Origin of the sequence: Pseudomonas sp. LSJ-87 (genome assembly GCF_032971465.1) — a bacterium.
GTDB lineage: Bacteria > Pseudomonadota > Gammaproteobacteria > Pseudomonadales > Pseudomonadaceae > Aquipseudomonas > Aquipseudomonas putida_Z.
This window is the reverse complement of sequence record NZ_JAWJYQ010000045.1, coordinates 33,897-59,818: the sequence shown is the minus strand read 5'-3', so window position 1 is coordinate 59,818 and position 25,922 is coordinate 33,897. Positions and strand designations below refer to the sequence as shown.

The 25,922-nt window shown below is 50.9% G+C and carries 16 protein-coding genes; 7 read left to right on the top strand and 9 right to left on the bottom strand.

Annotated elements, in window-relative coordinates:
- Positions 1–16 precede the first annotated feature (16 nt).
- On the bottom strand, positions 17–1,072 hold the full coding sequence (gene dbpB / locus RYH74_RS22515; protein ID WP_317410170.1) for a DGQHR domain-containing protein DpdB: 1,056 nt from the start codon (positions 1,070–1,072) through the stop codon (positions 17–19).
- A 402-nt stretch (positions 1,073–1,474) separates the two neighbouring features.
- On the opposite strand from dbpB (RYH74_RS22515), the gene RYH74_RS22510 reads away from it, so the two are divergent.
- From RYH74_RS22510 to RYH74_RS22480, 7 genes are read left to right on the top strand one after another with little or no spacing between them, the layout of a single operon-like run.
- Complete coding sequence (locus tag RYH74_RS22510) at positions 1,475–2,188, top strand: hypothetical protein (RefSeq protein WP_317410169.1); 714 nt, start codon at positions 1,475–1,477, stop codon at positions 2,186–2,188.
- Complete coding sequence (gene dbpB, locus RYH74_RS22505; protein WP_317410168.1) at positions 2,185–3,306, top strand: DGQHR domain-containing protein DpdB; 1,122 nt, start codon at positions 2,185–2,187, stop codon at positions 3,304–3,306. Before RYH74_RS22510 ends, dbpB (RYH74_RS22505) begins: the two co-directional genes overlap by 4 nt.
- A complete protein-coding gene (gene dpdA, locus RYH74_RS22500) occupies positions 3,303–4,601 on the top strand; it encodes a tRNA-guanine transglycosylase DpdA (protein ID WP_317410167.1) in 1,299 nt (432 codons plus the stop codon). The genes dbpB (RYH74_RS22505) and dpdA overlap by 4 nt, the downstream gene beginning before the upstream one ends.
- Entirely contained in the window at positions 4,598–5,653 is a 1,056-nt protein-coding gene (dbpB, locus tag RYH74_RS22495; RefSeq protein ID WP_317410166.1) for a DGQHR domain-containing protein DpdB, read from the top strand. Before dpdA ends, dbpB (RYH74_RS22495) begins: the two co-directional genes overlap by 4 nt.
- 28 nt (positions 5,654–5,681) lie before the next feature.
- The gene (queC, locus tag RYH74_RS22490; RefSeq protein WP_317410165.1) at positions 5,682–6,386 is read left to right on the top strand and encodes a 7-cyano-7-deazaguanine synthase QueC; all 705 of its coding nucleotides are present in this window, start codon (positions 5,682–5,684) and stop codon (positions 6,384–6,386) included.
- Positions 6,383–7,015: a 7-carboxy-7-deazaguanine synthase gene (queE, locus tag RYH74_RS22485; protein WP_317410164.1), complete on the top strand. Its 633-nt coding sequence runs from the start codon at positions 6,383–6,385 to the stop codon at positions 7,013–7,015. Before queC ends, queE begins: the two co-directional genes overlap by 4 nt.
- Positions 7,015–7,455 (top strand): 6-carboxytetrahydropterin synthase, encoded by a 441-nt coding sequence (locus tag RYH74_RS22480; RefSeq protein WP_317410163.1) that lies wholly within the window; start codon positions 7,015–7,017, stop codon positions 7,453–7,455. Before queE ends, RYH74_RS22480 begins: the two co-directional genes overlap by 1 nt.
- A gap of 41 nt (positions 7,456–7,496) precedes the next feature.
- Here RYH74_RS22480 and dpdD read toward each other — a convergent pair whose 3' ends face one another.
- From dpdD to dpdE, 8 genes are read right to left on the bottom strand one after another with little or no spacing between them, the layout of a single operon-like run.
- Positions 7,497–9,674 (bottom strand): protein DpdD, encoded by a 2,178-nt coding sequence (gene dpdD / locus RYH74_RS22475; RefSeq protein ID WP_317410162.1) that lies wholly within the window; start codon positions 9,672–9,674, stop codon positions 7,497–7,499.
- The gene (dpdK, locus tag RYH74_RS22470; RefSeq protein WP_317410161.1) at positions 9,671–10,198 is read right to left on the bottom strand and encodes a phospholipase D-like domain-containing protein DpdK; all 528 of its coding nucleotides are present in this window, start codon (positions 10,196–10,198) and stop codon (positions 9,671–9,673) included. Before dpdK ends, dpdD begins: the two co-directional genes overlap by 4 nt.
- 10 nt (positions 10,199–10,208) lie before the next feature.
- A complete protein-coding gene (gene dpdJ, locus RYH74_RS22465; RefSeq protein WP_317410160.1) occupies positions 10,209–14,669 on the bottom strand; it encodes a protein DpdJ in 4,461 nt (1,486 codons plus the stop codon).
- A complete protein-coding gene (locus RYH74_RS22460; RefSeq protein WP_317410159.1) occupies positions 14,669–15,421 on the bottom strand; it encodes a hypothetical protein in 753 nt (250 codons plus the stop codon). The genes dpdJ and RYH74_RS22460 overlap by 1 nt, the downstream gene beginning before the upstream one ends.
- A complete protein-coding gene (gene dpdH, locus RYH74_RS22455; RefSeq protein WP_317410158.1) occupies positions 15,408–18,491 on the bottom strand; it encodes a protein DpdH in 3,084 nt (1,027 codons plus the stop codon). The genes RYH74_RS22460 and dpdH overlap by 14 nt, the downstream gene beginning before the upstream one ends.
- Entirely contained in the window at positions 18,488–19,390 is a 903-nt protein-coding gene (dpdG, locus tag RYH74_RS22450) for a protein DpdG (protein WP_317410157.1), read from the bottom strand. Before dpdG ends, dpdH begins: the two co-directional genes overlap by 4 nt.
- Positions 19,390–21,867 (bottom strand): protein DpdF, encoded by a 2,478-nt coding sequence (gene dpdF, locus RYH74_RS22445; protein WP_317410156.1) that lies wholly within the window; start codon positions 21,865–21,867, stop codon positions 19,390–19,392. Before dpdF ends, dpdG begins: the two co-directional genes overlap by 1 nt.
- Positions 21,867–24,956 (bottom strand): protein DpdE, encoded by a 3,090-nt coding sequence (dpdE, locus tag RYH74_RS22440; RefSeq protein WP_317410155.1) that lies wholly within the window; start codon positions 24,954–24,956, stop codon positions 21,867–21,869. Before dpdE ends, dpdF begins: the two co-directional genes overlap by 1 nt.
- Positions 24,957–25,922: the final 966 nt, after the last annotated feature.

Genomic DNA, 25,922 nt, shown 5'->3' with positions numbered 1-25,922 from the left:
TAGCAGTATCTACTCTTCAACCAGCTATTAATTCCGAACTCCGGAGCACCCTAGTCAAATGATCAGTCAGCAGATGAATGTCGCCATGTAGATTTTGGATTCCATTCCACGGCCGGTTGCCAGTTTTGAAAAACCAATCTCCCGAACCAGACGTCCAAGCAGTATAGCCTTGCAATTTTTTCAGACCCAACTTAAACACTGGAGCCAATGGCGCTCCTGTAGCACACAACTGTTCCATGACGAACCCCATAGAGATAATCCCTGCACTATGGACGAGGCGCGAACTTTTGGGAGTATGCCCATGCCAAGCATCTCCAAATACTTCTTGGACCGCCTGGAAAAATTCGCTAATAGCTAAAAAACAAAGATCTTCACCTCCCGACAACTCAATAACCTCTCGGCAGTAACCGTCGGAAAGGGAGTTCATCACCAATTTCTGAAGCGAGGTATCGCCTAATACGCCTAGAGGATTTGTATGCTGCTTTATTTGCCCTTGCAACGAAGACCTATCGTCATAATTCAGCATTTCCACGATACGAGCAGCGCGGGAGCGAGAAGTCATTCTAAGTGGAAGACCACTCACTCCTGGAAGTAGTTCGTAAACCAACGATTTTGGCAATGGACTTGTATTATTGACTAGAATAAATTGCCGACGAAGTTCTTCCTGGCTCTTACAGACAAGGGCGGAAACGAGTAACTGGAACGAACTTCCTTCGATCCCAGCCAACGCAGAAAGACGCTGCTGACCATCCACAACGAACCCAGGCGGACCGGATGAAATGTCCACCTCAATTTCTGCATAAGCCCCAGTCCCCTCAACCACCCTTACTCCACCGGTGAACGCTAGCACCACTGAATTGGGCATTACCGCATCTGGACGAGTCAGGTAATCGCGGATCTCTCGTATGTGTTTGGACACCTGAGGCCGCTGGAATCCATTAAGAATTCCGCGATCATCACGCTTGACTCGGTCGATGCTAGCGATCGCCAAAATCTGCTCAACCGTCGCCGCAAACGATACCACCTGGTGGCTTTGGCTCTGTAAAGCCTTGATTGCGCTGAACTTAAGCAATGAAACTATTCCTTCTTTGAGGGCCCTCCAACAGAGAGGCAACAGCACTTTTCAGGCCCTTATACCAACCTCAACGCACAAAAACCAGATAATTTTCATAGCCTAAGCAGTTATCCAATGCTAAATTAGCAACCCCAGATAAATGCAGAACCATCACCGCAAGGGTTTGCAATTTTTCCTATGAGAACCGTCATCATTACCAACTGCACCAATCGAAAGCGCCTTGATGGCCTGCCCTCGGTGGTGCTGAGCGACGCATGCTACCCATCGCTTGCAGCTATGGCGCACGCGTGGAAGGAGCGAGTCGACGAACGTCCTGCCACTCAGACGGCATCTTCACTTTACCTGGGTAGGAGCGTTTCCGACGCAAAGTGCGTCGCTACGAGGCTGGGAGCGAGGCTAATGTTCGCGTCGACCGGCTTAGGGTTGGTTGAGAGCGATCATAAGTGTCCGCCCTACGACCTGACTGTGTCTCAAGATCCGAATTCTATCATCCCACACCTCGAAAAATGGGGCCTCCGCGCGTCAGACTGGTGGGAAGCCGTGAATGGCACCCGTGAAAGAGCAGGCGCCCTAGCTGATCTCGTCAGCCAGCCCGACATCGATTTAACGCTGATCGCACTCACTTCAAGCTACGTTCAGTTGATAGCTGCAGACCTCGAAAAAATAGAGGATGCACACATAGACAAGGTCAGGATATTCACTTCGCGCCCAGGCATTGAGATGCTTCCCCGTCGCTTGCGAAGCGTGGCGATGCCCTATGACGAACGCCTTGAAGGCTCAAAACTACCAGGCACTCGCAATGATTTCCCTCAGAGAGCCATGCGTCACTTCGTTGAGGTTCTTGAACTGTCGAGTGCTCCTGCAGAAATCGCTCGGAAGGCCGTCTCCGACGCGATGAATGATTTGTCGCCAGCCAAAATGACTGTCCGACGGCGCGCATCGGACAGTGAAATTGCCTACATGCTCGAATGTGTGTGGGCCGATTACAAAGGCAGTTCCACCCGCTTGTTACGCTACCTAAGGGATGTGGCCCAGGTCTCGTGCGAGCAATCGCGTTTCCGGAAAATCTGGCGCGACATCAAATGCCAGGACAGCATAGAGAGCAAAGCATGACGAGCGAAAATGCGATTGTGGTGCGTGCACTACGCACCACTCAAGGCGACAACCTTGATGTGTACGCATTATTCATCAAAGGATCTGACCTGGTCCGGATTGCTGACATCACCCGCCTTTCTCGCGAAGATAGTAGCCCCCTCAAGGGCTTCCAGCGCCCCGAGATTAAAAACCATGTCAAAGGGATTACCGAGTACCTCAATCAGGGAAACGTGCTCTTCCCCAACGCAATCATCCTGGCGCTGTCACCGGACCTACGCTTCGTTGCCGCACGCGGAAGCAAGCCGACCGGCGACGCGGGGCTTTCGCAAGCGGGTACCCTGACGATCCCTATTAGAGAGGAAGGCTCGAGATCTGCCTGGATCGTGGACGGGCAACAGCGCTCGATAGCGCTAGCGAAAGCAGCCAATTCAGATCTACCAGTTCCAGTGATCGGTTTCGTATCTGACAGCCTGACCACCCAGCGCGAGCAGTTCATTCTGGTCAACAAAGCGAAGCCGTTGCCTACTCGACTGATCAATGAACTACTGCCAGAGACGGGCGGTATTCTTTTGCCCCGCGAACTGAGTGCTCGCAAAGCTCCAGCTGAGTTATGCGGGCTTCTTAGCCGTGATCCTAACTCTCCTTTCTATAAACTCATAAAGCGCTCGTCCGAGCACAATTGCAAAGCAGTTATCACTGACACTGCTGTCATCACGATGATCCGGAACAGCATTAGTAATCCGCTGGGGGCATTGGCTCCGTACACCTCTAGCAGAGACGGTGCAGCTAACGTTGAGTCCATGTACCACCTGCTGACGACTTTCTGGCGAGCAGTCCGCGATACGTTCCCAGGGGCGTGGGCACTTGAATCTAAGAACAGTCGCCTCATGCATTCAGCAGGGGTAATTGCCATGGGCGTTCTTATGGATCGGATCTACGCCAAAATCGGAGGGCAGCGCGAGACCTACGATGCCATACTAAATGAACTGAGCAGAGTAGCCCCCTACTGCGCATGGACATCAGGTCAGTGGCCGATTATTAATGCCCAGTGGAATGAAATCCAAAGCACCCCCCAAGATATCAAGGTACTGCAAGAAACCTTGATCCGCCTCTATATGACCAGCGCTCAACAATGAAATTCTTATACGCCGACACCCAAGACTATGTAGACCCGGACTACGACTTCATCAACGATCGAAATGCGCCAGGCCGTAAGAGATACTGGGATGACCGCTATGCGCACGAAATGATGTCTCCTATCCCTTATGACGGACTATTGGTTTCGATGAGCGCTGTGCGGCCCGCAAACGGGGTCGCTAACTCAAAGGTTCGGTATTCAACTTCCGAACAGCAGCGTTTCTTGAGAGAGGGTGTGCGCAAATTTCTACGACTCGATGGCGTCCAGTTCAAAGACACTATGGTTTTGGGCGACTGTGGGGCTTTCGCCTATGTAGAGCATCCGACCCCTGCGTATAGCCCAAGCGAGGTAGTAGAGTTCTACTCAGATGCAGGATTCACCCACGGTTGCTCGCCGGACCACATCATATTCGACTGCGACTCCAGCAATCCTCCAGCGGAGAGTCAGTCGGAAGATGTGCTGTTCCGGTACGAAATCACACTAAAAAATGCGCAAGAATTTCTGCGCCTGGTGAAAGAGGCAGGATGGCCCTTTGAGCCTCTAGGGGCAGTGCAGGGTTGGTCTCCACAGAGCATGGCGAGCGCTGCCAAACAACTAGAAGAGATGGGATATCGCTACTTGGCAATCGGGGGGTTAGTTCCTCTAAAGGTCGATCAAATTCACGAAGTTCTGAAAGCGCTTCGTGCGACCCTTAAGCCAGAAACAAACATTCATCTCCTGGGCTTTGCCAAAGCTGAAAACATACATGAATTCACTGGATATGGCATTACCAGCTTTGACTCAACGTCCCCCCTCATACGCGCATTCAAAGATGCAAAATGCAACTATTACATGGGCACCACAACAAGCAAACTGGATTATTACACCGCCATCCGCATCCCTCAGGCGATTGAAAACCCACGCCTTATGCAGGGAATAAAAAAAGGGACGCTGAGCGCAGAAGAACTACAAGAAAAAGAAAAATCGGCATTGTTAGCAATCCGTGAGTACGACAAGGGCCTGCTCGACTTCGACTCAACCCTAGGAGTGCTAGTCGACTATCTCCGGCTAACACTGTCGGGATCGATATCATCACCAGCGGAAATGGAAAAAGAAATAGCAAAACATATCCGACTGATCTCACCCACACTGAGAGATAAGCCGTGGCAAAAATGCCAGTGCTCGATTTGCCAGTCAACTGGCATCGAAACCATTATATTTAGAGCAAGTAACAGAAACAAAAGACGCGGGTTTCACAACCTGGGCGTTTATCACCGCCACCTTCAGAAAACTCTGGAATCTTCGAAACAATGATCTATCGATTCAAGGGTGTGCGCGCCCAACAGGCATCCGGGCATGACGTATTTTCTTTCGCGGCCACTCCAAATGACATTTTAGAATTTTCTGAAATTGAGAGAGTCGGACGCAATGAAGACGGTCATCTTAAGGGTTTTCAGCGCCATCAGGTTGCCTCGCACATTAGAGATATTCGGGACTACCTTCAACGCGATGATGCATTGCTCCCTAACGCGATCATCTTAGCCTTTCTAGATGGAGTCACGATTAAAGACCTCGGCGAAGGCATCGTAGAAATCGTAATTGAGACTACTGATTCCAAGCCAGGCTTTGTGGTTGATGGCCAACAACGACTCAGTGCCCTTGCGACGATGGAAAAGCCTGGGTTCCAGGTGTTCGTATCTGCATTGATTTGTAAAGACTACAACGAATTACGACAACAGTTTGTGCTCGTTAACAATACGCGACCGCTTCCAAAGTCACTGATTTATGAACTTCTACCAACTGTTGACGGCTTGCCCGAACGATTCACCAGTCGCAAATTTGCAGCTCACATTATTGATTTGTTGAACTTCTTACCAAACTCCTCTCTGTTCGGCGAGATCAAGCAACATACAAACCCCAAGGGAGTTTTAAGCGACATGGCGATGCAGAAATTCGTAATGAACTCTGCTAACGACGGCGCCATTCGTAGCTTTATGAAATTCGATGACTTTGAGGGACGCAGCATCGAACTCATCAACAATTTCTTTCACGCAGTGCGCGTGGTTTTCAGATCGGAGTGGGAAGGACTAGCGCCCAGAAACTCACGCTTGAAGCACGGGGCGGGCCTAGTATCGTTGAGTTTCGTTATGGAAATGCTTTACTCCGATCAAGGTTCGGCCAGCAAAGAAGAGTTCATCAAAGGCCTCAAACTTTTGAAACCTCACACCGCATGGACAAGTGGTGAATGGCATATTTCAGAAACTGACCAACGCCCCTGGAACGGTATCCAAAACACTCCTACCGATATCGGACTACTTACGAAGTACCTGACCGAAAAGCTTAAGCACGAACTGAAGCGTCGCTAAGTACACGCCCAGTTCCGAGGATGGGAATATGCATAAAAAAGCCTTAGTTTTATTTTCAGGCGGGCAAGACTCCACAACCTGCCTTGCCTGGGCGCTAGAGCGCTACGAGTACGTTGAGACTATTGGCTTTGATTATGGCCAGAGGCACGAAATAGAACTCCAGTGCCGGATAAACATCTTGCTGGAAATACGTAACAGGTTCCCAAACTGGGCTAAGCGACTTGGTGATGATCACGTAATTGATATCAAATTACTCGGCCAGATCAGCGATACAGCGATGACAGCCGAGAAGAAAATAGAATTTGAGAAGAACGGGCTTCCCAACACTTTTGTCCCTGGGCGAAATCTGCTGTTCTTCACCTTTGCTGCCGCCATCGCGTATCGACGAGGACTTAGCGTACTAGTAGGCGGAATGTGTGAAACGGACTACTCAGGGTATCCAGATTGTCGAGACAACACGCTAAAGTCGCTGCAGGTGTCTCTCGGCCTTGGCATGGATTTACCGTTGGTTATCGAGACACCCTTGATGTGGCTGGATAAGAAACAAACATGGGACTTGGCCAAAGACCTTGGCGGGCTTGGCTTTGTCGAGTTTGTTCAGGAGGAAACCCACACCTGTTACCTAGGCGATCGTCAGCGTCGACATGAGTGGGGATATGGGTGCAATGACTGCCCAGCTTGCGAATTGCGCCGAAACGGCTTCGAGGCATTCCAGCGGGATAACGACGTATGACCTACAGCGTTAAGGAAATTTTCTACACCCTGCAAGGAGAAGGACTTCGAGCGGGCCGGCCAGCAGTATTCTGTCGCTTTGCTGGGTGCAATCTCTGGAGCGGCCGGGAAGCCGACCGCTCCCAAGCGGTATGCCAGTTCTGTGACACCGATTTTGTGGGTACAAACGGAACCTTGGGAGGTAAGTACCTGAGCGCGGAGGCCTTGGTCGAGCGGATTAGCTCGCAGTGGCCAGTTGGCCAAGCGCACCGTTATGTCGTGCTCACAGGAGGTGAACCGTTGCTACAGGTCGATGAGGACCTGATCAATGCACTTCATAGCCAAGATTTCGAGGTAGCGGTTGAGACAAATGGGACCATCGCAGCGCCTGCCGGTATCGACTGGATCTGTGTGAGTCCCAAGGCTGGCACTGAATGGGTACAGCAAAGCGGTGACGAATTGAAACTCGTCTACCCACAACCGGGACTGCTGCCCGACACCATTACCGCCAATGACTTCAAGTACTACCTATTACAACCAATGGATGGTCCATTGCAACGGCAAAACACTCGATCCGCAATTGCCTATTGTCAAGCCAATACCAAGTGGCGACTGTCCGTGCAAACACACAAAATATTGGAGATCCGCTGATGTCCACGCCTCCGGTTGCTCTTCCCTCCCCTTCGCCCGCCGCTGAATCCATGCTCAACTCGAATAGCAACACGGTCTGCGAATTGTCGCAGCGGTTCTACTTTGAGGCTGCCCATACATTGAATCGCGGCATAGAGACCGAAAGTAGCCGCCGCATCCATGGGCATACCTATGAAGCGGAGGTAACCGTCGCAGGCCAACCAGATGTCAGCTCCGGCATGCTACTTGACCTAGGCTACCTAAGAAGCGAGATTGCACGTGTTCGCGAGATGCTTGATCACCGGCTACTTGACGAGGTGCAAGATCTGGGGCCGGCCACAATCGAAAACCTGTGTGCTTTTATCCGTAAGCAACTCGAAGATTCAGTACCCAGCCTCTGCGCCGTGATGGTGGAGCGCCGCCTCAGTGGTGACCGCTGCGTTTTGCGCTGGAGGAAATGATGACCTTTTTCAAAATCATTAAGTCCATAATACTCCAACATCTAAATATACTTCCGCTCCACCCCCTCTATAAACTCACGAATGATGCTTGAGGCCCCCTTACCATGCGGATAGATAATATCTCTTCTTGCACTAATCACAGGATAGAACGCCTGATGTTTTGAACTGCGAGATGAGAATACAAAATAATCTGCGGTTTTAGCTAGATGGCACAAGGCTGGCGTAGATGTATGATCGCTGTTGATCTCAACCTTGAGCCCTTTAAAAATAATTTCCAGTACATCCCTGGCGCGGCGCGCGGCCCCCTCAGTGAGGGTGTAGATAGCCAACAATTTGCCTTGTAAGTTAGGGACTGATCTTATCGCTGAGTCGGTATCTGAGTTAGAGTCTTTGTTATCGGTAAAGTCTGGAACTGACTCACCGACCTCAAGAATTTCTCGCATTAGCACAAAGGTCAACTGGCGTACCGCTGGATCCTTAATTTGCCTCCAATGTTTTGCCGCGTAATCCTGTAGCGCTTGCCAGACCTGGCGACGCAATGGCTCAACTGGGCAGGGCGCATCCAGTAGCACATCCACCGACTCCAGCATTTTGGAATACGCTTCAGGCCCTTTATTGACCTCCCATAGCATTAATATCGCGTCGATCAACCTCGTATATTCATTGACGGTGAACGGCTGCGCTAACATCAACTGTGTCAGTTGCGCGGCCAGTGACAGCAATGCTGGATTGACTATGGAATCAAGGGCTAGCAACTCTAACAGTTCTAACCAGAGAACTCCTTGGCAAGTCAAGTCCCGCTCCTCCAACCAATCCAGGAGCAGCGGCAGCGTGTTACGAAGAACCGCCTGCCCAGTAGGCGATCCGGCCTGGATACAGTGAAGCAACTTTTCCGCGCTAAAGGATTCAACTGTCCAATTTTCGCAGTACTCTTGTGCCTCACGCTCCACTCCACCATCTAGCGATTCAGCATCATCCAAGCGCTGAAACCAACTATTCCAACCGCCTAACTGTTCTTTAGAAAAGCGCTTCTGCATATCTTGCCAAATTGCAGTCATCATAGGAAATGATTGCAGCGGTTCAAACCAAGACACAGGCATGGCCTGCAACTGTTGCCACAATTGCTGCAATTCACCTAATGACACATCCAGCGATCGCTGCAGTAACGCTTGTACCGCTCCAGGCCCCTCCTCCTGAGCTTTCGACTCACCGACCACCGTCTGTATATCAACCTCAGGTTGAACTACCTGAACTGATCCTGCCCAATGTAGTAGTTTTCTTAACCAGTCCGAATCGACAAAAACGGGCGCATGCTGCTGAATCTGCACATTCCCCAACACAGCGGCACCAGCAACCCACAACTGCCAGTCTTGCTTAAAGCTTTCGTGAACCTCAAACAGCGGAACTGACATGAATAGCGGGTTTAACGGGTAGCACAAATCAGCCAACTCATCCCTGCTTTCCCCGGCTATCACATCAGTAATAAGCAGCCGATTGAGTCCCAGATGCCCCAGCGCTCGAAGCATTATGCGAACTAGCCGTAACGGTATACGACCGCCGAGTAGACTGGGCAAGCGTGGATGGTTAATAATGTCCTGCCAACGGTCTGCTGAAGCCAATGCCTGCAACTCTAACGATAGCAGGTTAGGCGGACTGAAACCTCCCGAGTTCTTAAGTTCGCCGTAAAAGCGCCAAGCATTTTCGCCATCATGTAGTCGGTAGGCCAACATGAAATCACGCAGAACTCGACCTATTGGCCGTTTAGCCAATGACATAAGTGCGGGACGTTGACGATACAACTGCAGCACATTAGCGAGCACTGTAAATATCCGGTGCCTCTGCTGCTCACCTACCCCGTCCAGCAAGTCAATACGCAACAACCCTGCGGGTGAACGCGCTAGCAATGCACTTTGTCCCTCATTATTTGGAGTGCTGATTAGACCATAACCAGGAGCGGTACCCGCCGTTCCTAAGAACGCCGAAAGTACCTGACGTAACTCCTCCAGCGCTCGGCCGTCCTCAGCCGCTGCGTAGAAACATAATTCCGGAGGTCGACTGTACGGCAACAATAGCGGCCACTGCCCGGCACAAGCACTTTTCAGCAATGGTTCCAACAAACGCTGATGCGGTTGCGGGTATTTTCCGGCAATTACTTTTTCTGGATCGATCTTATTATCGACCGAGAAAAACGGTTGCAACCAGGCCGGCACTTCGCTCATAAACACGCCTCGAAGCGGTAATAATCTTCAAACTCCAGTAGCGCTTCGGAAATTATCTGAGGGTTATTTGTCAACATGACGTGCTCGTCGTTGCGATTTGTACCGCTCCAAGTGTAGTTCATTGAACCCTTCAAAAAACAATTTTTAGTAAGCAGGCCTTTGGTATGAACCTGATCACTGTACTGGTAACAAAAATCTTGATCGGCAACCAAGCGACCGCTCAGTTGTTGGACAAACCGACGACTGTGAACGTCGTCTCTGGTTACAATCCGCAACCGGCAACCACCGTTAACTGCTCGCGCCAATACCTCATTAAAACCAACCTCTCTACTGCCCCAACCAGGTTCAAGTGCGTCCCACTGCCCGGAACAGTTGTCCAGAACAGGAAAGTCACTCAGCCAGGGTGACACTAGCCATATAGGCTCTGGACGGAGTAATAGACCCGCCATTAACCCGCCAAGTACTTCACGAAACTGTCTACGCCCCAGAGGGCCGTGTAAAAAAATTTGCCGCTGATCAGTCATGCTAAATCTCTTATTGAATGGCCTCAGCCAGTTCGATTCGCAGTACCACACTATCCTGCAACCGAGCCATAGCCCCGATGCGCGGATACAACCAAAGCCCTAAGTGATCAACCGGTTGCAACTGAATCTCAGCAATCAGTTGCGAAATATTGGTGATCTGCGTACGCGGAAGTAGCAGGTCCGCACGCCCTGCTCGGCATAACACTCCGTGCAACTCAGCCAAGTAGCCAGGGGAGAGTTGAACAAGCGGTTCTTGCTCTGCAAACAGAAAACTGCCAAGTAAGCGTTCAGTGGTGGCAACACCGTTTTGGAACGGGTTGTAGTAACTCATCTCAGACTGACGAATGGCATTGCCACGTGGCCACAACAACCCCTGATTGCGGCACAGCCCTTGGAACACCTCAACAGGGGTTGCCTGCTTACCCAGATCTTTGGACGCAAGTGCATGAGCTGCGATATTTAGGGCCCATTCAAGGCCGCTATCAGCCTCCAACGCTCGCCAGGCGCTCAGTAATTCAAACAAGGCTGCGTCAGTGGAGTCATTGCTGCCAGGTCTTAGAGCTCTCGAATACAGCACACTCAAGAAACTGTGACTCAGGGCAAAGCCTTCGCTGAGCAGAAGTCGGTGCAGTTCTGCATTGGCTTCACGGCGGTGCTGCAAATCACCGGCCCCTCGCACCGAGGCTAATGCATCAGCCAGATTACCTCCTGGGACTACTAGCTCCAGCAATTGGTACAGATCAAAATCAATCTGTTCATAGTCACTTGGCTGTAGGCTACGTGCGAGAGTATTAAGAACGCGAAGCGGATCCTCGAAATATACTTGCTCCAAGCGACTTATAATCCCGTTACCCCCAGCCTCCGACTCACTCAACCAGATCTCCAGGCAGTCCTCCAGCCATACCGCATCGGCCAATACCGCCCGCTCATCAACATCCGGCAGCAGTACGCACATTGTTCGCTGGGCTGCGGCAGCGAGAGTGTTGGCTAACAATGTGCGACTCCAGAGAGGCAATTCAGGTAGCAAATCTACATCCACCCACAGTGCACGGGCGCACTCCTGTAGGCAGATGAGCAGATCATCCCGCGCCAGTAACTCACGCAGATCCGCTTGCAACTTTTGCTCTTGCACAGATTCCAACTGTTCATCGGGCTGAAACAAACTCTGTGGAATTTTGCGCAAGCGCTCAATACCGGCAGTCGTGTGCAACCGAGTTAGCGCACTGGTTAATGGTTTAACCTCTGTAGGATCTAGATCAAACAACTCTCCGGCCAAAGCGGCTAAGTAACACTCGGCAATCCAATTTGCCTTGAATGGATCACCACCAAGAATATCTAGTTGATCAACAAGATGACGGAAGAATAACGGGCGGAGTCCACGTAAAACCTGTGGGCTTGCCAACATATCGCCAATCACTTGATCACTAATCTGAAAGCGCAAACGCATGCCATCGACCCACTGCCGCGCACCGATAGCTACAGGTTCACCGCTGCGCTGCCAGTCAAATCTCACCCGGGTATTTTCCCCGTTGGTAAACCGCAAACTGGCATTCGCTGCGGTGCTGAATCGCACCACCTCCAGAGGAGTCATTTGCTGGTGCAAACAGAAGGTCACATCGGTCAGATGTCTTCCCCAACTTCCGACTGGAGGTTCATGCACCTCAGTCAATGACGGCACACGAAACTCGGCTTGCCACACAAATCGCGCGTTGCTTTTCTCAGTTAGATTTAACTTCGGCTCGAGACGACGGGTATAGACGACGCTTGGGCGCAGTACTGTCAACGGGTGAGCAGCGCTACTGCCAACCAGGCCCTCATCACGTAACTGCTCGCCAAAAGCCTCACAAACCTCAAACTCGGACTGCTGGTCGACGCCAGGTTCAGGAACGAAACTTGCTGGAATTAGCCAGTCAGCATCAAAGTTGCTGTCAATGGCATAGCGCTTGGAAATCCGCCCAGGGGCAAACTCGCGTAGAGCTTGGAAAATCGGCAAATCTGTCCACTCGACGCTCGCATCCACACTGCGCACCAAGGCAATAAACAGACTGGGTAAACTCAACTCGGCAAACAGCGCTTCAGGGATAAACTCCGGTAGTGGTGAACTTCCTTTAGCCAAATCTTCCCAGAGTTGGCCATTGGCGCACCAGTCGGTAACCAGTTTGCGCTGCAGAGCAGGTAACAACTCAAGCATAACCGAACGCGGCGGAGTCCAAAGAATACGCAGCAGAGCATCGTTGTCGACATGCAGGGCATCTTTCAAATAAGCAGTAAACTCATCTTGCAGGCTGCCTGGTTGCAGTAGTTGCTCAACTAAAACCAATAATCTCTTGCAACCACTCTTATTAGCCTGAGGCTTTCGCAGTATCGTCCAAACGGCGCCACTGCCTATTTGCTCACTTAGCCAGTCGAGTAGCGCCATAGCTGCTTGCATTTTCTGAATATGGCTGTTGTGTAACGGCAGACCTTGCCGCTTAATTTCTGGGCTAAGCAACTCTTCGTAGCGTTGAAATGCAACTCGATCGCGACCAAACTCGGAAAGGACTACCAACATCCAAGGGCGCATGGTACGAGAGCGACCTGCTCGGCCCTTGCGCTGCAAATATGACGCAACATCACGCGGCGCCTTGTGCTGCAGTACTGCCCCCACTGCAGGGTCGTTGAAGCCCACCTCAAGTGAGGCCGTGGCAACGACAATCTCAGCGTCAGCATCGACTCCTACATCTTGGCTTGATGTACGACCGATTACCGCGCGATCATCCTCACTAAGCAAATGGCCTATGTCAGTGCCCACCCTCCAGTCTTGCCCTAGACGAACACGTTCTAGAGGATGCACCGCTTCCTGCTCATCTACACCCCGCTCATTCTTCGGACCGCGCAAGCTAGCCAGTGTGGGGTGGTGAGGTTTTAGCCCCCACTTATTCGTACGCCATCCTTCGGCATCTGCTAGTTGGTGATAAAGACGATTATTGGCGTCCAAGTCGTCGGTAAAGACGAAGGTTTTACTCCCCCACGTTCCCTTAGAACAGCCCTTGCGGGCATCCAGAATACGCCTAGTTAGCATGCTGGCCTGAATGGTGGTCGATAGCAAAGCAGTCTGTGAGACAGGATCACCACGCAGCACCATCAGGTACTCCGCCCCCTCATCAAACATTTCATCAGGCAACGGTTCAACCAGTTCAACACGCTTTTGGCGCGCCCCGACCAGTTCGGCAAAGAACCGTGCGGCATCGGTCAAGGTTGCAGATAACCCCACAAAATGAGGCCGGCATTGAGCGCGCTTCATCCAACGCCGGAGTAAATACGCCGTCTGAGCCCCACTGCTACCGCCGTAGGTGTGCACCTCATCAAGTAACACTAGCGTCGGCCCCGCTTGCGGGCCGACACCAAAAAGATGGTTACAACTATAATCCCCAAGTTTGCGATTGAGCATCTCAGTGGTGGTAAACAAAATATCCGGCGGGAAATCTGCCTGGCAACGGCGAGTCAACGCCACTTCGTCATCGGCCACTCGGTGCCCGCAGCGATTGCATTTAACCTCTTGCAGGCTGGCAATCCATTCCATCTTTCCGCCGCAACTACTGCTGGAGCAACGCAGCAAGTCAAATGCCAGCCTTGGTTTCTTCGTTTTAAAATCTACCCCAGCCCATTGCCACTCAGTAGGAGTATCACCGTAGAGCGCGCCAATGCGAATCTTGCGCCCAATTCCAGCCTGCATCAGGCCATCGAGCTTACGGCACTGGGTCCATGCCTCCATAAACTGGTCTTTGAGCAGTTCATTTCGCGGATAGATGGCTAGAATCCGCACCCTGGGTGTGTGATTGCCCAACAGGTCTTCAGCGAGCGCCGCTAGTCCTGGCAAATAGAACGACAGCGTCTTTCCACTACCTGTACCGGCACAAACAATGGTGCCGGAGGCATGGGTCTGTCCGTTGCGATGCGCACTGAAAGCCTGCAAAATTCTCGATGTGGCGCGGGTCTGAAAACCGGCCAAATCTAGTGGGTTTCTGGCCGACCCGAGTAATGACTCAATGGCTGCTTTTAAATGTTCAGGGGCATGCATCCCTGACCACTGCAACCACTCAGGCAACAGTTGCGCCGGATCCTGATTGCGTTTGGGGTAACTACGAGGTCGCCGTAAAAAGCGGAAATCCGACACTAGTGTACGAGAGCGATCTATCGGTTGCTTAAGAAACCATTGTCGAAGATTGCGATATAGGTGCGCCGCCTCGCCCATTCTCGTCCGGTAAACATTTGTTAGGCCTTCAGGATGGGGCACCTCGATGAGCATCGCATGCTTACTTAACTCAATCAGCACATCATAGGGATCGTGATCGGGCAGTACCTCCTCCAGGATTGTCAACACCTCATCTTCACTGAAGAAACCACCGGTATCACCCCAAACCAATATATTGGTTTCCAGTTCTTCTAACTTATCCAAGCAAGCGTGCAACTGCCCTAGATTAATCACCATCAGAAAGCTTTCCGACTAACTGTGAACTTTCCCAACAGATCGTGTTCTTGAAGCCACTGAAAAGCCTCCCACGTCATGATGGAAAGTGGTACCTGACCAAGGCTTCCAGGTTGATTAAGCTGGTTAAAAAAAAGACCAACATCTGCCGGAAGATCGAAATTCATCTGATCCCGCAACTCCTGCATGCGTACTGCAAGTTTATTTAACTCTTGGATATTCCACACGGTCTCAGGAATCTGTTTGGCCTCTGCCAAGAACTTCTTACGCAGAGCGACGTATTCCGTATAGAATTTATCGACACCGGGAATACCGCGCTGGGTATCAAGCATCACCTGCTCAACTCGGGATAAGCTATCAAGCTTAGAGGTCCAGGCTTTCCAACAAGATAAGACTTTTTCTTCTAACTGCGTAGTTAGTTTCTCAAGTGCTACCTGCGCGTTATCAAGAGCATCATCCTGACGAGCTGCAGATTTCTTTTGCGACCAAACGCCAATGAATTCGTTAAGACTTCCAATTGCCTTACTGCATTGTTCTTGCAGTTCAGAACTTAACTGCATAAACTCTGGAGCATCTGCCGGCAACGCTCTGAGCACTGCCGTGTTGGCCGCCATAGCTTTGAGGCTACTAGCTACATTGTGGAACCGCTCGTAAATATGCTTACAGTCCTCGATTGACTCGCGGGATTGTCCAGCAGACTGACCTAGCAGGTATTCATTGCGCAGAGTTTTGATCTGTTGTTCAAGCGCAGTCATGACTTTCCTCCCGCAACTCAGTCACGGTTTTTGCCATATCCTCGAGCAGACGGGTAACACTGTCCTGAGACTGCTTCAGAATGTCGCCCCCCCACTTATTATTTTCAGACTCCAACCTTGGCAACACGTAATTGTAAAATTTGCTCCAATCCGTTAGAGCCTTCACTACTTGCTCCAATCGCTGACCATCAAGTTTATTGACTCGCTGCAGTCGCTTAACAACATCCGTTTCCTCACGAAGCGCAAGCAAGTCTTTCACCACCCTCCAACTCTCGCTATCTTTCAAGGCAACCAGCGAAGCCCGCATTTTCTTAGAGCTAGGGAAGTCTGACTGAACTGGATAATGCTGCCCACCAACACTGATATCACGAACTAAGTCAGCCATCTCATCCAGCAACGAACAGAAGACATCTTGTCGAGTGCAACCTTCTAGCACCTCAACAATATTAACTGAAAATCTTAGAGCCTGACTAATTATGCCCCACAACTTAGAAAGTTGAGCATCCTGATTACCCTTGGCGACTTTAAAAGCATTTAGCGCCGAATCCCCGTCCATCCCATGATCATTTGCGGAAACTAGTTTCAACCAGGCTTCACGCTGAGCATCCCAACCATCAAATGCTTGGTCGCGCGCCTGCTTTAGTTCTGGAACAACTGCCGGAACCTCAACTGCACGAACCTCCTCGGCAGTTCTAAGCAATTCATTTAAGCGTTCACGATCATTATTACTATCCGCCAGCAAACCCAGCGTCATCGCCGATTGCAACTGCTTACCTATTAAATTTGGCAAGGCTTGTCGTGCCTCAATCGCTAGTGCCTGCAAAACATCCGGTACCCAACGTGCTGCAAAACTCTGGTATAGAAGATAATCATCAAAACCGCCACGATACTGCCAACCAACGGAAGAGGATTTGCGGTTAAAATACTCATAACGTAAAAATGCAAGCGCCACACCTTGCAAAAAATCTGAAACTCCTGGACTTTCGAAATCCTTTTGAGTGCAGAACTTTATTGTCCAACCCGCTAGGTTACCCATTGCATTAGGCAACTCAATAGGAATCAACCTATTTTTGAGTGCAGGCCTAACAGCAATTCCAATCCACTCACTCCTGGCGTAAAGCTGGTACATCTGCTCTAGGGATTTACGTATATCCGCTGACTCATACTGCCCTAACTTTTGCTTACCCTGAAACCATAACGTTACTGCTTCTTCCAACTGATGTAGCGCTTCATTATCTGGATCTACGTCCAAATCCGCAACTACGCTAACATCTGATTTTCCAACTATTTTTGATGGACTGTATGGTTCAACCGCACCTTGACTTGGAGCAACTATTCCATCCTTAAGAATAGTAACCAAGCCATCCAGGCCAAAAACTTTTGCAATCCGTCGATCAATCTTACTTTGCAAATCTTCAACAGAACGGCACCCGTATCCCCAGATCGCTGCCAATGTTTTGCAACGTTCTGGATTTTCAAGCTTCTGCAAAGTTCCTAACAATCTAGCATTGACCTTAATTCCCGCAAAATCCGCAGGAGGAAACGCATTTGACAAGCATGTTCCGCGATAATCGCTAAGGGTCCGCAAGAGAATCTCGTTCAACACCTGCCGGGGATTAAACTTTAGTTCTTCATCACCTTTACGACAAAAATTATCAGCCAGTGCTTCAATCGCATTACGATTGAAAGGGAAAAGAGGTATCCCACTGGACGCATAACCGAACGCTTTTAAGTCATCGCCACCATCATCGGAATCTGACCAAACTGGAGGCCACGATTCAGACTCTCGAACCAGCCATGAAGATTTCAACGCCTCGCCTCCATAACGGGCGGCATTCAGATAACGTCCGCAAAAATCGATAATCCGCTCTAAGGTCAACTCACGGTCCTGCCCCTGCTCGCGGATATGCCACTCATACTGGGCACGAGTTTTAATTGTATCCTGCCGACGTAGATAACCTTGGTAGCCGTCGGTTACCGCAATAGCCGAACGCAGCGTGCATAATTCCTGCTCACCATCACGTACCGACTCCTCCAGCAGACTATCAATCAGTACGTCCTCGATAGCAGAGATGGCCGCCATATCCTCTACCAATACCACCAGCGTACGATTTTGTTTTCTCAGTGAGCGACGAATCTCCTTGAATAGATCTTGAAAACTGCCACCATTGAATTGAAAAAGATATCCAAAGACAGTACGTGTAGACTCCCCAAGAACCTCGTTAAGTACCCGAGCAGCCCCCTCTCTGGCAACTTGATTAGTGTTCAACTGCGTAGTACTGACACACTGCCGAGCGCTTAGAGACAGATCATCAAGGTTAAAGCTAAAATCAAGATCACCGTCTTTGATCTGGTAATCGTTGCGAATCAGTTCATGATCAGTTGCCCCATGGGTAAGACGACTAGCAAACTGATAAATGCAATGTTCCGGGTTAAGCAGGTTTTTTTTGAAGTTAGAGTCGGTTATTAATTCTGAAAGCCCTCGCCCAGGCAAGGTATAGGTTTGAATATCTCGCAAGCGCCGTTTCTCTTCATCACTCAACTGCGCCCGATACTCTGGGTGCTCACGATAATACTCCATCATCTGAGTCGCATCCTGGTGCAGTTCTTTCAGTTGCTGAGACATGAATGTCAGCAGCAGATCCGCAACTATCCCCGTCTTCAATTGCTCACCAACAGTACTAATACGGTCACGCGCTTGCTCAAACTCCTCCCCCTCAAGCCCTGCCAATAATAGTTCCAGCACCTGACGCAGACTGGCATTTTTTGGAATGCGCACGACATGCCAACTCTGGTAATCAGAGTGCAATTTTAATTTTGCATCCATCCAGCGAATCAGATGGGACTTACCAACCCCTGAGCGTCCAATGATAGGCAACGGTCGCTCTATCGACAGAAAGTGATCAAGCAGATTCTGCTCGTCACAAAGTTCGTCCACCCCTGCGCCGATACGCAACAACTGCATTGGCTCATGCACTGCCAGAAGCACATGTTCTGCCAGTTCTTCAGCCTCTGTACGGATGCACTGGGTGACATATTCAGATTGAGGCCAGTAATTAATCAAACTCATGCCATCACCACTGGAACGTAAATAACATCACTCACAAATCGAGGCACTCCGCCAGGAAGTTGCAATTCCATGCTAGAGGCGTCATCGGAGGCCTTCTCAAAACGCAAACGGAAAGAACTCTCCAAACGAACTAATGCGTGGCTTAATGCTGGACTGACGTGATGATCCTCTCTTGGATGCCAACCTAACTCTTGCATGAGAGGTTCGAGCAAACAACGAAAATGACCACCGTCCAATAGTGGTATTTTCTTGGCCAAGCGTTCAATAAAAACTTTCAATGGTAATTTATTTTCAACTGCAAATAGTGACTCTAAAAACGGCTCGATCGCTCGAGTAGGATCAACAATGTAGCCCGCATCGAAAGGCTCAAGAAATCCCAAAAAATCGCCGTACTGTAAAAAAGTAGATAGCTCGTTGGTGAGATTGAGAGCTTTCTCACCAGGTAACCAGCGATTTACTGCTTCTTGCGCATTACCATTTGTACCAGGCAACACCACTTCTCCACCCATGAAGGTATAGGCCTGCTGCGCCAGCAGACAGGTCATAGCCCGAAAAAAAGGCTCAACCCGCTTGCCATCTAAAAGGGCCTGGTCAGTATTTTTCCTAGCATTACTGATTATTACCTTCAACACTCTGTGCGCTAAATTTCGGTCTGTCGCGTCTTCGGGTACAGAGATCGTGCCACCTTCATCTTGCAACCAAAGCCCTTCCCTCAGCCAAAAATCCAAATTCGACTCAAATCGTTTTCTAGCATTTTCAGACTTAGGTAAAGATTCAGGACGAAAAACCTCCAAAACGTCAATGCGAGATATAGCTTTACCTTTTCGCACCAGTGCTCGATCAATTAGGTTAAGCAACACCAAACTGCCACCTGGGTTGGCATTGTTTACCATCGACATTACTGAGACTCCTGTACAAAACTTTCCAAAAGCTTGCTACCGGGACGGCATTCCCACCACGTGCGATAGGGTGAAGACGGGTCAGCCAATTTTTCAGGCGCAACAATAACTCTTGGGGGATCATAAAAACTCGAAGGCGGTAAATGGGTTTCTCCGGGCATCAGTAGCACCAACTCAACCCATCCCCCCGCACTGTCTTGTGGTTCAAGGGCACACCAGAACGGTAACGCTTTCAAGGCGTCGTCTTGGTACATTTCATCCAGCACTACCCGACTGGCGCGCACAGCCTGAACTTGCCTAGTACGCAGTAAATTCTGCAACCAGAAACGCCAGTTGTGCAGCAACGCCTTAGAGGTAACCCTGGCGTACGACTCAGGTCGATAACGGACCCGAAGCAACTGCGAAGATGGCATCCAACTAGGCATACGTGATGGTTCTAAATCACGTAGATGAAATATATTCCCCAGTGTTGGAGTAAAACTTCCTCGTCCCTGACTGCGACAACCAGGACATCCACCACAACTGCGTTCAGGGGCAATTCCGCTCGGGCGATAAAATTCATCCAACATCCAGCATAGCGGTTGCTGAATGTCTTTTAGCCATCCGGTTAAACGATCAAAACCATCAGCCCTGGCCCTTTTTTCTTGATCACGACGCGGGGCTATCTGCTGTTGCCAAACCTCTGGCGCCAAGTGGGAATCGATAAGAATCTGAACGCCGATACGGCTAAAATAATCCTCAAAATACTCTGTTACAGCCTGCTTATTCTCGGGTGTTAACTCACCCTCGAACTGTGGCGGTTCGGGTGGAGAAAAAAACAGACGTATCACCCCCGCACGCTGCATCAACTGCAAGGTACGCAAATTCCACATTTCGTTACGCTTGCTATGCCGAGGCAGGCCGCGGTGCAGTGCAGATCTAGAAATTGTGAAATCTTCACCACTGACTTCCCTGCTCCCCAACAACATTTTCCAGCGCTCCACCCCCAATTCCGCAGAGATCAACTTCTCTCGCGATAGCCTTCCCGCAATATTCAACTGCCCTGGATGGTAGATAAGCCAAGACCAGCAGGCCTTACCGTCTCGCCCTCCCCGTCCCGCCTCCTGGTAGAACCGATCTAGACTCTCCGGTACCGTTGCATGCAACACCGTCCTCACCCCGGACTTATCCATGCCCACTCCGAACGCGGAAGTAGCAACCATGATATCCAGTTCGTCATTCCGCCACTTGCGGATTAAGTCGTCACGTTCATCTGCAGCGGTTGATCCATAGAACAGACCGACTCTATTAAACCCCTCCACAAGCAGTAAATTCTTCCAGTTTTCAGCCTCTTTTTTCTTAGTGGTATACAGAATAAGTGGCCGAGGTGAATTCCGGAGCACCTCCAGTACAGCAAGTTGATGCTCTGCAGGGTCAGCAGTTTTCAGTACATTGAAATTCGGCTCTGGACGTAAGAAGCCACCATGGATTTCAATCGCTTGCTTGCCTTCCTGGACAAACAGATCCTTAAGCAACTGCAAAGTCGAATCACTGAAGGTTGCCGACATCAGAACTGTACGTAAACCTTTCGGCGAGTGGTCCCTTAACGAGCGAAACAAAGGTGCCAGCAACTGGAATTCTGGACGGAATCCAGCCCCCCAGTGGTCAATCATATGTGCCTCATCGACAACCAGAGCCTCTAGTCGTCCTTCCTGTGCCAACCGAAAAAGCGCCGGCCGGAGTTTGCCAATAGCCAACTCCGGAGAACAAAACAAAATACGCTGATCTCCGTCTTTTAGACGCTCAAGGACTTGCTGATGCTCAGCATCCGCCTGACCTCCATACAAGGCGTAACTTCCTCCATGACCACAATCCGCGCGGTTAAGTACCTCAGCGACTCGAGCAGCCTGCTCCAGCGCTAACCCCACGGTTGGCACAATGGCTAGCACAAGTTTCTGCTTGCCCGCAAACAGGCTCAGTGCATGAATGACGAGAGTCTTCCCGCTACCAGTGGGCAGATTAATGATCAGCGTGCTGTCGGGAGGGGATGTCAAAACTGTGCGTACGGCTGCTTGCTGTCCAAGCCCTTGGTATGAAAGGAACTGCTCATTTTTGAGCCTCTGCCGCAAAGCTACGTCCATTGGCACGGCCTTCAGATAACGACGTTGTCGATGTCCATAAACAGCAAGAGCATCATCTCTCGGAACATCCATCATCCGCACGTAACCGGTCATGGCATCCCGGACTACCCCTGCGCGAGCAAGATATATATTTGCAACAGCATCAGTAGGTAGTCGTAACACAGGATCGATGATGCCGTGCGCCAATGCGCATCCCAAAGCATCCCGACACACCGTCGCGCGATCCGCCGGACCTGATTGAGAATCCTGAAATACCTTTAGTAACCGAATAAAAAACGGTTCAGACAGCACGCTGGCCTCGCCCAGCACGCCCTGGTTCAATAGTGCTGCTTGTAGCGCATTCCACTGTGCTTGCATCACGCCCCCTGCAGCATTTTTTTCGTGCACACTACTACTGCACGCATCGATAGCAGATGCAGTTGCGGCTCAAACGAAAAGATCTTCATTTGAGGCAAATCCGCCAAAGTCTGTTGGCGACTCAAAGACATGATCTCCAAGACCATTCGCTTCCAATGCTCTTCCGGTAACAAGGACTCCAGTTCAGGCCAGACGTCACTGCGTAAATTGATATCTTGAAAACCAGGACTTGATTTGTCGTAAGGCCATTCCAAAGACCTCAACATACTCTCAGAAACTACCAGACTACCATCCTCCGCCAGCCAATGGCTCCGCACTGAAGGCGGCATCATCTCATCGCCACGGAGTTGCTCCAGGCGACTAGCCCCAAGCCTCGTAGCGGCAACCAACCAATTAAGGCGGAAGAATATTTTCGGTGCGATCAAGTTGCTTTTTTTGAGCACGCGCAAAAAAGCACTGGTTGCTCCGCGCGAATCACCAGCGGCCAGTTGATATATGGAATCCACGAACGGCTGACCGTAACGGAAGGGATACACGCCCGTTTTAGCTGAAACCTGCTGCCGCGAAAAACTCATGGGAGCGGTGTATGGCGGGTTACCACTTTCCGGATCAATACCCGTGATGCAACCTTCAATAAAGGTCTTTACGTCCACCAGAGTACGACCGCCACGCTCTGCGGGGTCCAAGCCGAAGCCCAACCTGAACTGCTGCTGCAGATCCCCCTCTAGCCTGAAGTTCAAGCCGCGCGTCATCCAGGCACACATGCGACCAATCTGCTCCTCGGCTACTTCGTCCGCCTCAGAAATTGTTTCAGCGAAGTCCCGTGCCTTGGCGACATCCTCGTCCAGTGCAAGCAATTCTTCCTGTACTTTCACCCGACGACGCTCGCGGTCAAGCAGGCCGCCCTCGCCGCTTAATTGCTTGGCGCAGTCAAGCAATTCTTCATCGCCGGATCGCGCGACGGCCTGCCAAGTCGATTGGAGATACTCCTCCAGTACGTACTGCAAACTGGCCACCGTCTGATTGAACACACCTACCGATGTGTCGAGCAGATCTATCCACCGTCTGAATAAACCATCATGGTCAGACATCAAAACCAAGCTTTCCACAGGTCTGATGCCACGCAAATTAGCGCTGTAACGGTTCAATCGTCCCAGACGTTGTTCAACGCGACTGAACGATCTCGGTAGGCTGTAATGCACGGCGAGTTTCTGCCCCCCATGCAGGTTAAGACCATCTTCACCACCTTGATCGCAAACCAATACCCGTACAGAACCATCCGACAGCAAGAACTGCAAGTCGCGGTCGGAAGCATTGCGCTCGATACCTACAGCCAGAGAGTCAGCAAGCTTAGCGGCAACATGATCCGCGACTACTTCGTCACCGCAGAACACAACCACTTTGCCCTTAGGGTTGTCGGCCAACCATTCTTCCAGACTCGCGATCAAACTCCGATCTTTACACGCCTGCTCGATTGAGGCTTGCTTGGATATTTCGGCAAGAAACTCCCGCTCGGTTGCTTCAAGCGTCGCCGCCAACTCACCGTCGAGCCTATCAGCTCGCTGCTTGACCAGAATTGGGCTGCCCAACAAGTCGTCAACCCAACTCAGGTAATCTCCAGTACTCATTGCCTGGAACTCATCCGGATCCCGACAGGCCTGGCTGCGGTACTCTTCCAGCAACAGATCCAATGGCATGCTGCGTGGTTGTATCGGCCAGCGTTGACGGCGCAAACCAGCCAATCCTGGGAACAACTGCGCGAGATGCCCCATTTCACGGCGATTACGGAGCATGCGCTGATGCAGGCGGTAGTGTTCTCCGAGGTAATGCCGCAAGCCTATGATTTGTTGCTCGCGTTGCTCGCCGCTCTCCTCAGCGAAGAGATCCACCAACGGCATCAAACTGCCGATTCGCTCATGCAACTCCTGATCCTCAGGGAATTTCCCCCGCAGGTCCTGTAGTGCTTGTTCCAATGCGGCGTTCGAGTTACCCGGGGTCAGTGCGCTATACAACCCGCCAAGCCACTCACGCTCCTTGACTCGAGCGATGAAACGCTGAACCCCCGCTTCCGAGATCTCATAAGCTTCGGGACTCAAGCAGTGCAGCAGCGCCAGGAAATTTCTTTCGTTCCCATTCAATGGGGTTCCCGACAACAACAGAGTCACCTCAGCTGCCTGGCAGGCCTCCGCGAGCGCCAAAAATCGGTCATTTGAGTGTTGCTCAGAGGACCAAGCCAACGGCGCCAATTGATGCATCTCGTCTACGACCAACAAGCTAGGCTGGCCACCCTCCCGCAAAGCCGTCACCAACTGTTCATGACTACATACTCGAATCAGCTGTGCCGATCGATGCTTTGTAGACATCAACTCGCCAAGATGAAATCGGCCCTTTAACTCCTCATGCCACTGAGTGACAAGAGAGGCCGGCGCCGCAATTAAAACGTTGGCGTCGAACTTCTTCTGAAGCACGTGCTCACGGATGATCAGTCCAGCCTCGATCGTCTTGCCCAAGCCCACTTCATCCGCTAGCAAGTACTTAGGACATGGGTCCTTAAGGATGCGTCTAACTACGGCAATTTGATGCGGCTCCAACTCTACGCTGCTGCTGGTAATCGCACCGATGGAACGGCAAGCCGCCCGCTGCTCAATATAGGCCTCGAGGAAATTCTGGCGCAGCGGGAAGAAAAAAGGCGCGTCGTTAGCCCTAGCCGCCAGGAACGCCGAAGGATCGAGCAAACCCTGCGCTCCGAGGTTCAGGCAGTAGATTTCATCGATATCGACCACCGCTTGATCGTTATCGTCAGTGCGAAAGATCACCAAGTGCCGATTGAGTGGCCGCGAACCACCGTACCGGCCACGTCGCCAGATGCCTGTCAATTGATCTCGACAATAAACGATTGCTTCCTCATAAAGTTGAGTCTTCCTAACGTCGGCTAGATCAACCTTGAGCCTCCTCGCCTCAGGGTTCAAAGGGGATTCGAAGAAGGTGACCTCGCACTCGCCTCTCTCACGATCCAACCCCGACAGTTTACCAATGCCGGGGAAAGCACTAGACAAAACCAACTCACCGACGTATAAAATCTGGTTCACTTCGTCCCTCTACCAGTATTATTCCCACTTCTATCCGTTTTCTCACCGACGACGTGAATGAGGCCTTGGCCTCTGACCCCTCAAACGTTAATAGGCGCCACTTCTGAGGCCAACTCTTCCGATGGCTCTCACCCTATCCGCTCGCCACACCTGGGTAAAGCCATGTACGGTGTTTTTTTGCCATCATAGCTAGCACACGCCTGCAACCATCACCTGAGCCCCGCAAAAAGGGACGAACAGCCACACTTCTAATCGCCGGACAGGTACACCCTGCCTTGCCTGATCCTTGAATACCGCCAATGTATTAGCAGTATATCCATGGCGCGATTCGCTGCAGGAATCAACAAAATGTAATCCTTTAGGACCTATCCGTATGCGCCTGGCCGTGCGGGTAAACTTTTCGAACAGGTCGAACCACGCTAAAGATGCGCTACTGAAAAGCGGCAGCACGATATGAAATATCTATCACGCCATGAAAGACGGCGCTCCAATGGAAGTTAGTACCGTGAGCGATACTGTGCGTGACGTCAGCGATGCATTGGCATATGGTCAACCAAGCTTTCCATGCTCACACAAAGCTCTGGTAGTGGAATTCAAAAAATCTGCCAAGCCAATCTCAGGTTTAAAATTCGGGGATAGGTATTCCAAATGGTATTCCAATTTGTTCACAGAAAAAATTTCCACTTAATTTTCAGATGGATATAGATCCATTTCAACTCTCCCCGGCAATGAGAACGGCCAGTGGCGCTGCCACCCCATCCGACCTAGACAGCACTCCGGAGTTAAGCGCCTAGGTTCTGTATGAAAAGTCTTGAGACGAAGGTCAGGCAAGGCGAAAACAGCCGAGGAAGCGGAGTTTACGGGTTGTAAATGAGCATTCCGAGGCTGTTTTCAACGCAGCATCACCGAGTATCAAGGCTTTTCGTACAGAGCCTAGTACTCAGGCCATCAGAGCCAAGCTGACTG

Bases quoted from the DNA above. Each gene is read 5' to 3' on its own strand.
- dbpB (WP_317410166.1), top strand. From the start codon at position 4,598: ATGATCTATCGATTCAAGGGTGTGCGCGCCCAACAGGCATCCGGGCAT.
- queC (WP_317410165.1), top strand. From the start codon at position 5,682: ATGCATAAAAAAGCCTTAGTTTTATTTTCAGGCGGGCAAGACTCCACA.
- dpdF (WP_317410156.1), bottom strand. From the start codon at position 21,867: ATGCAAGCACAGTGGAATGCGCTACAAGCAGCACTATTGAACCAGGGC.
- dpdK (WP_317410161.1), bottom strand. From the start codon at position 10,198: ATGACTGATCAGCGGCAAATTTTTTTACACGGCCCTCTGGGGCGTAGA.
- dpdH (WP_317410158.1), bottom strand. From the start codon at position 18,491: ATGAGTTTGATTAATTACTGGCCTCAATCTGAATATGTCACCCAGTGC.
- dpdD (WP_317410162.1), bottom strand. From the start codon at position 9,674: ATGAGCGAAGTGCCGGCCTGGTTGCAACCGTTTTTCTCGGTCGATAAT.
- dpdA (WP_317410167.1), top strand. From the start codon at position 3,303: ATGAAATTCTTATACGCCGACACCCAAGACTATGTAGACCCGGACTAC.
- dpdJ (WP_317410160.1), bottom strand. From the start codon at position 14,669: ATGGTGATTAATCTAGGGCAGTTGCACGCTTGCTTGGATAAGTTAGAA.
- RYH74_RS22480 (WP_317410163.1), top strand. From the start codon at position 7,015: ATGTCCACGCCTCCGGTTGCTCTTCCCTCCCCTTCGCCCGCCGCTGAA.
- dbpB (WP_317410168.1), top strand. From the start codon at position 2,185: ATGACGAGCGAAAATGCGATTGTGGTGCGTGCACTACGCACCACTCAA.
- RYH74_RS22460 (WP_317410159.1), bottom strand. From the start codon at position 15,421: ATGACTGCGCTTGAACAACAGATCAAAACTCTGCGCAATGAATACCTG.
- RYH74_RS22510 (WP_317410169.1), top strand. From the start codon at position 1,475: ATGTTCGCGTCGACCGGCTTAGGGTTGGTTGAGAGCGATCATAAGTGT.
- queE (WP_317410164.1), top strand. From the start codon at position 6,383: ATGACCTACAGCGTTAAGGAAATTTTCTACACCCTGCAAGGAGAAGGA.
- dpdG (WP_317410157.1), bottom strand. From the start codon at position 19,390: ATGTCGATGGTAAACAATGCCAACCCAGGTGGCAGTTTGGTGTTGCTT.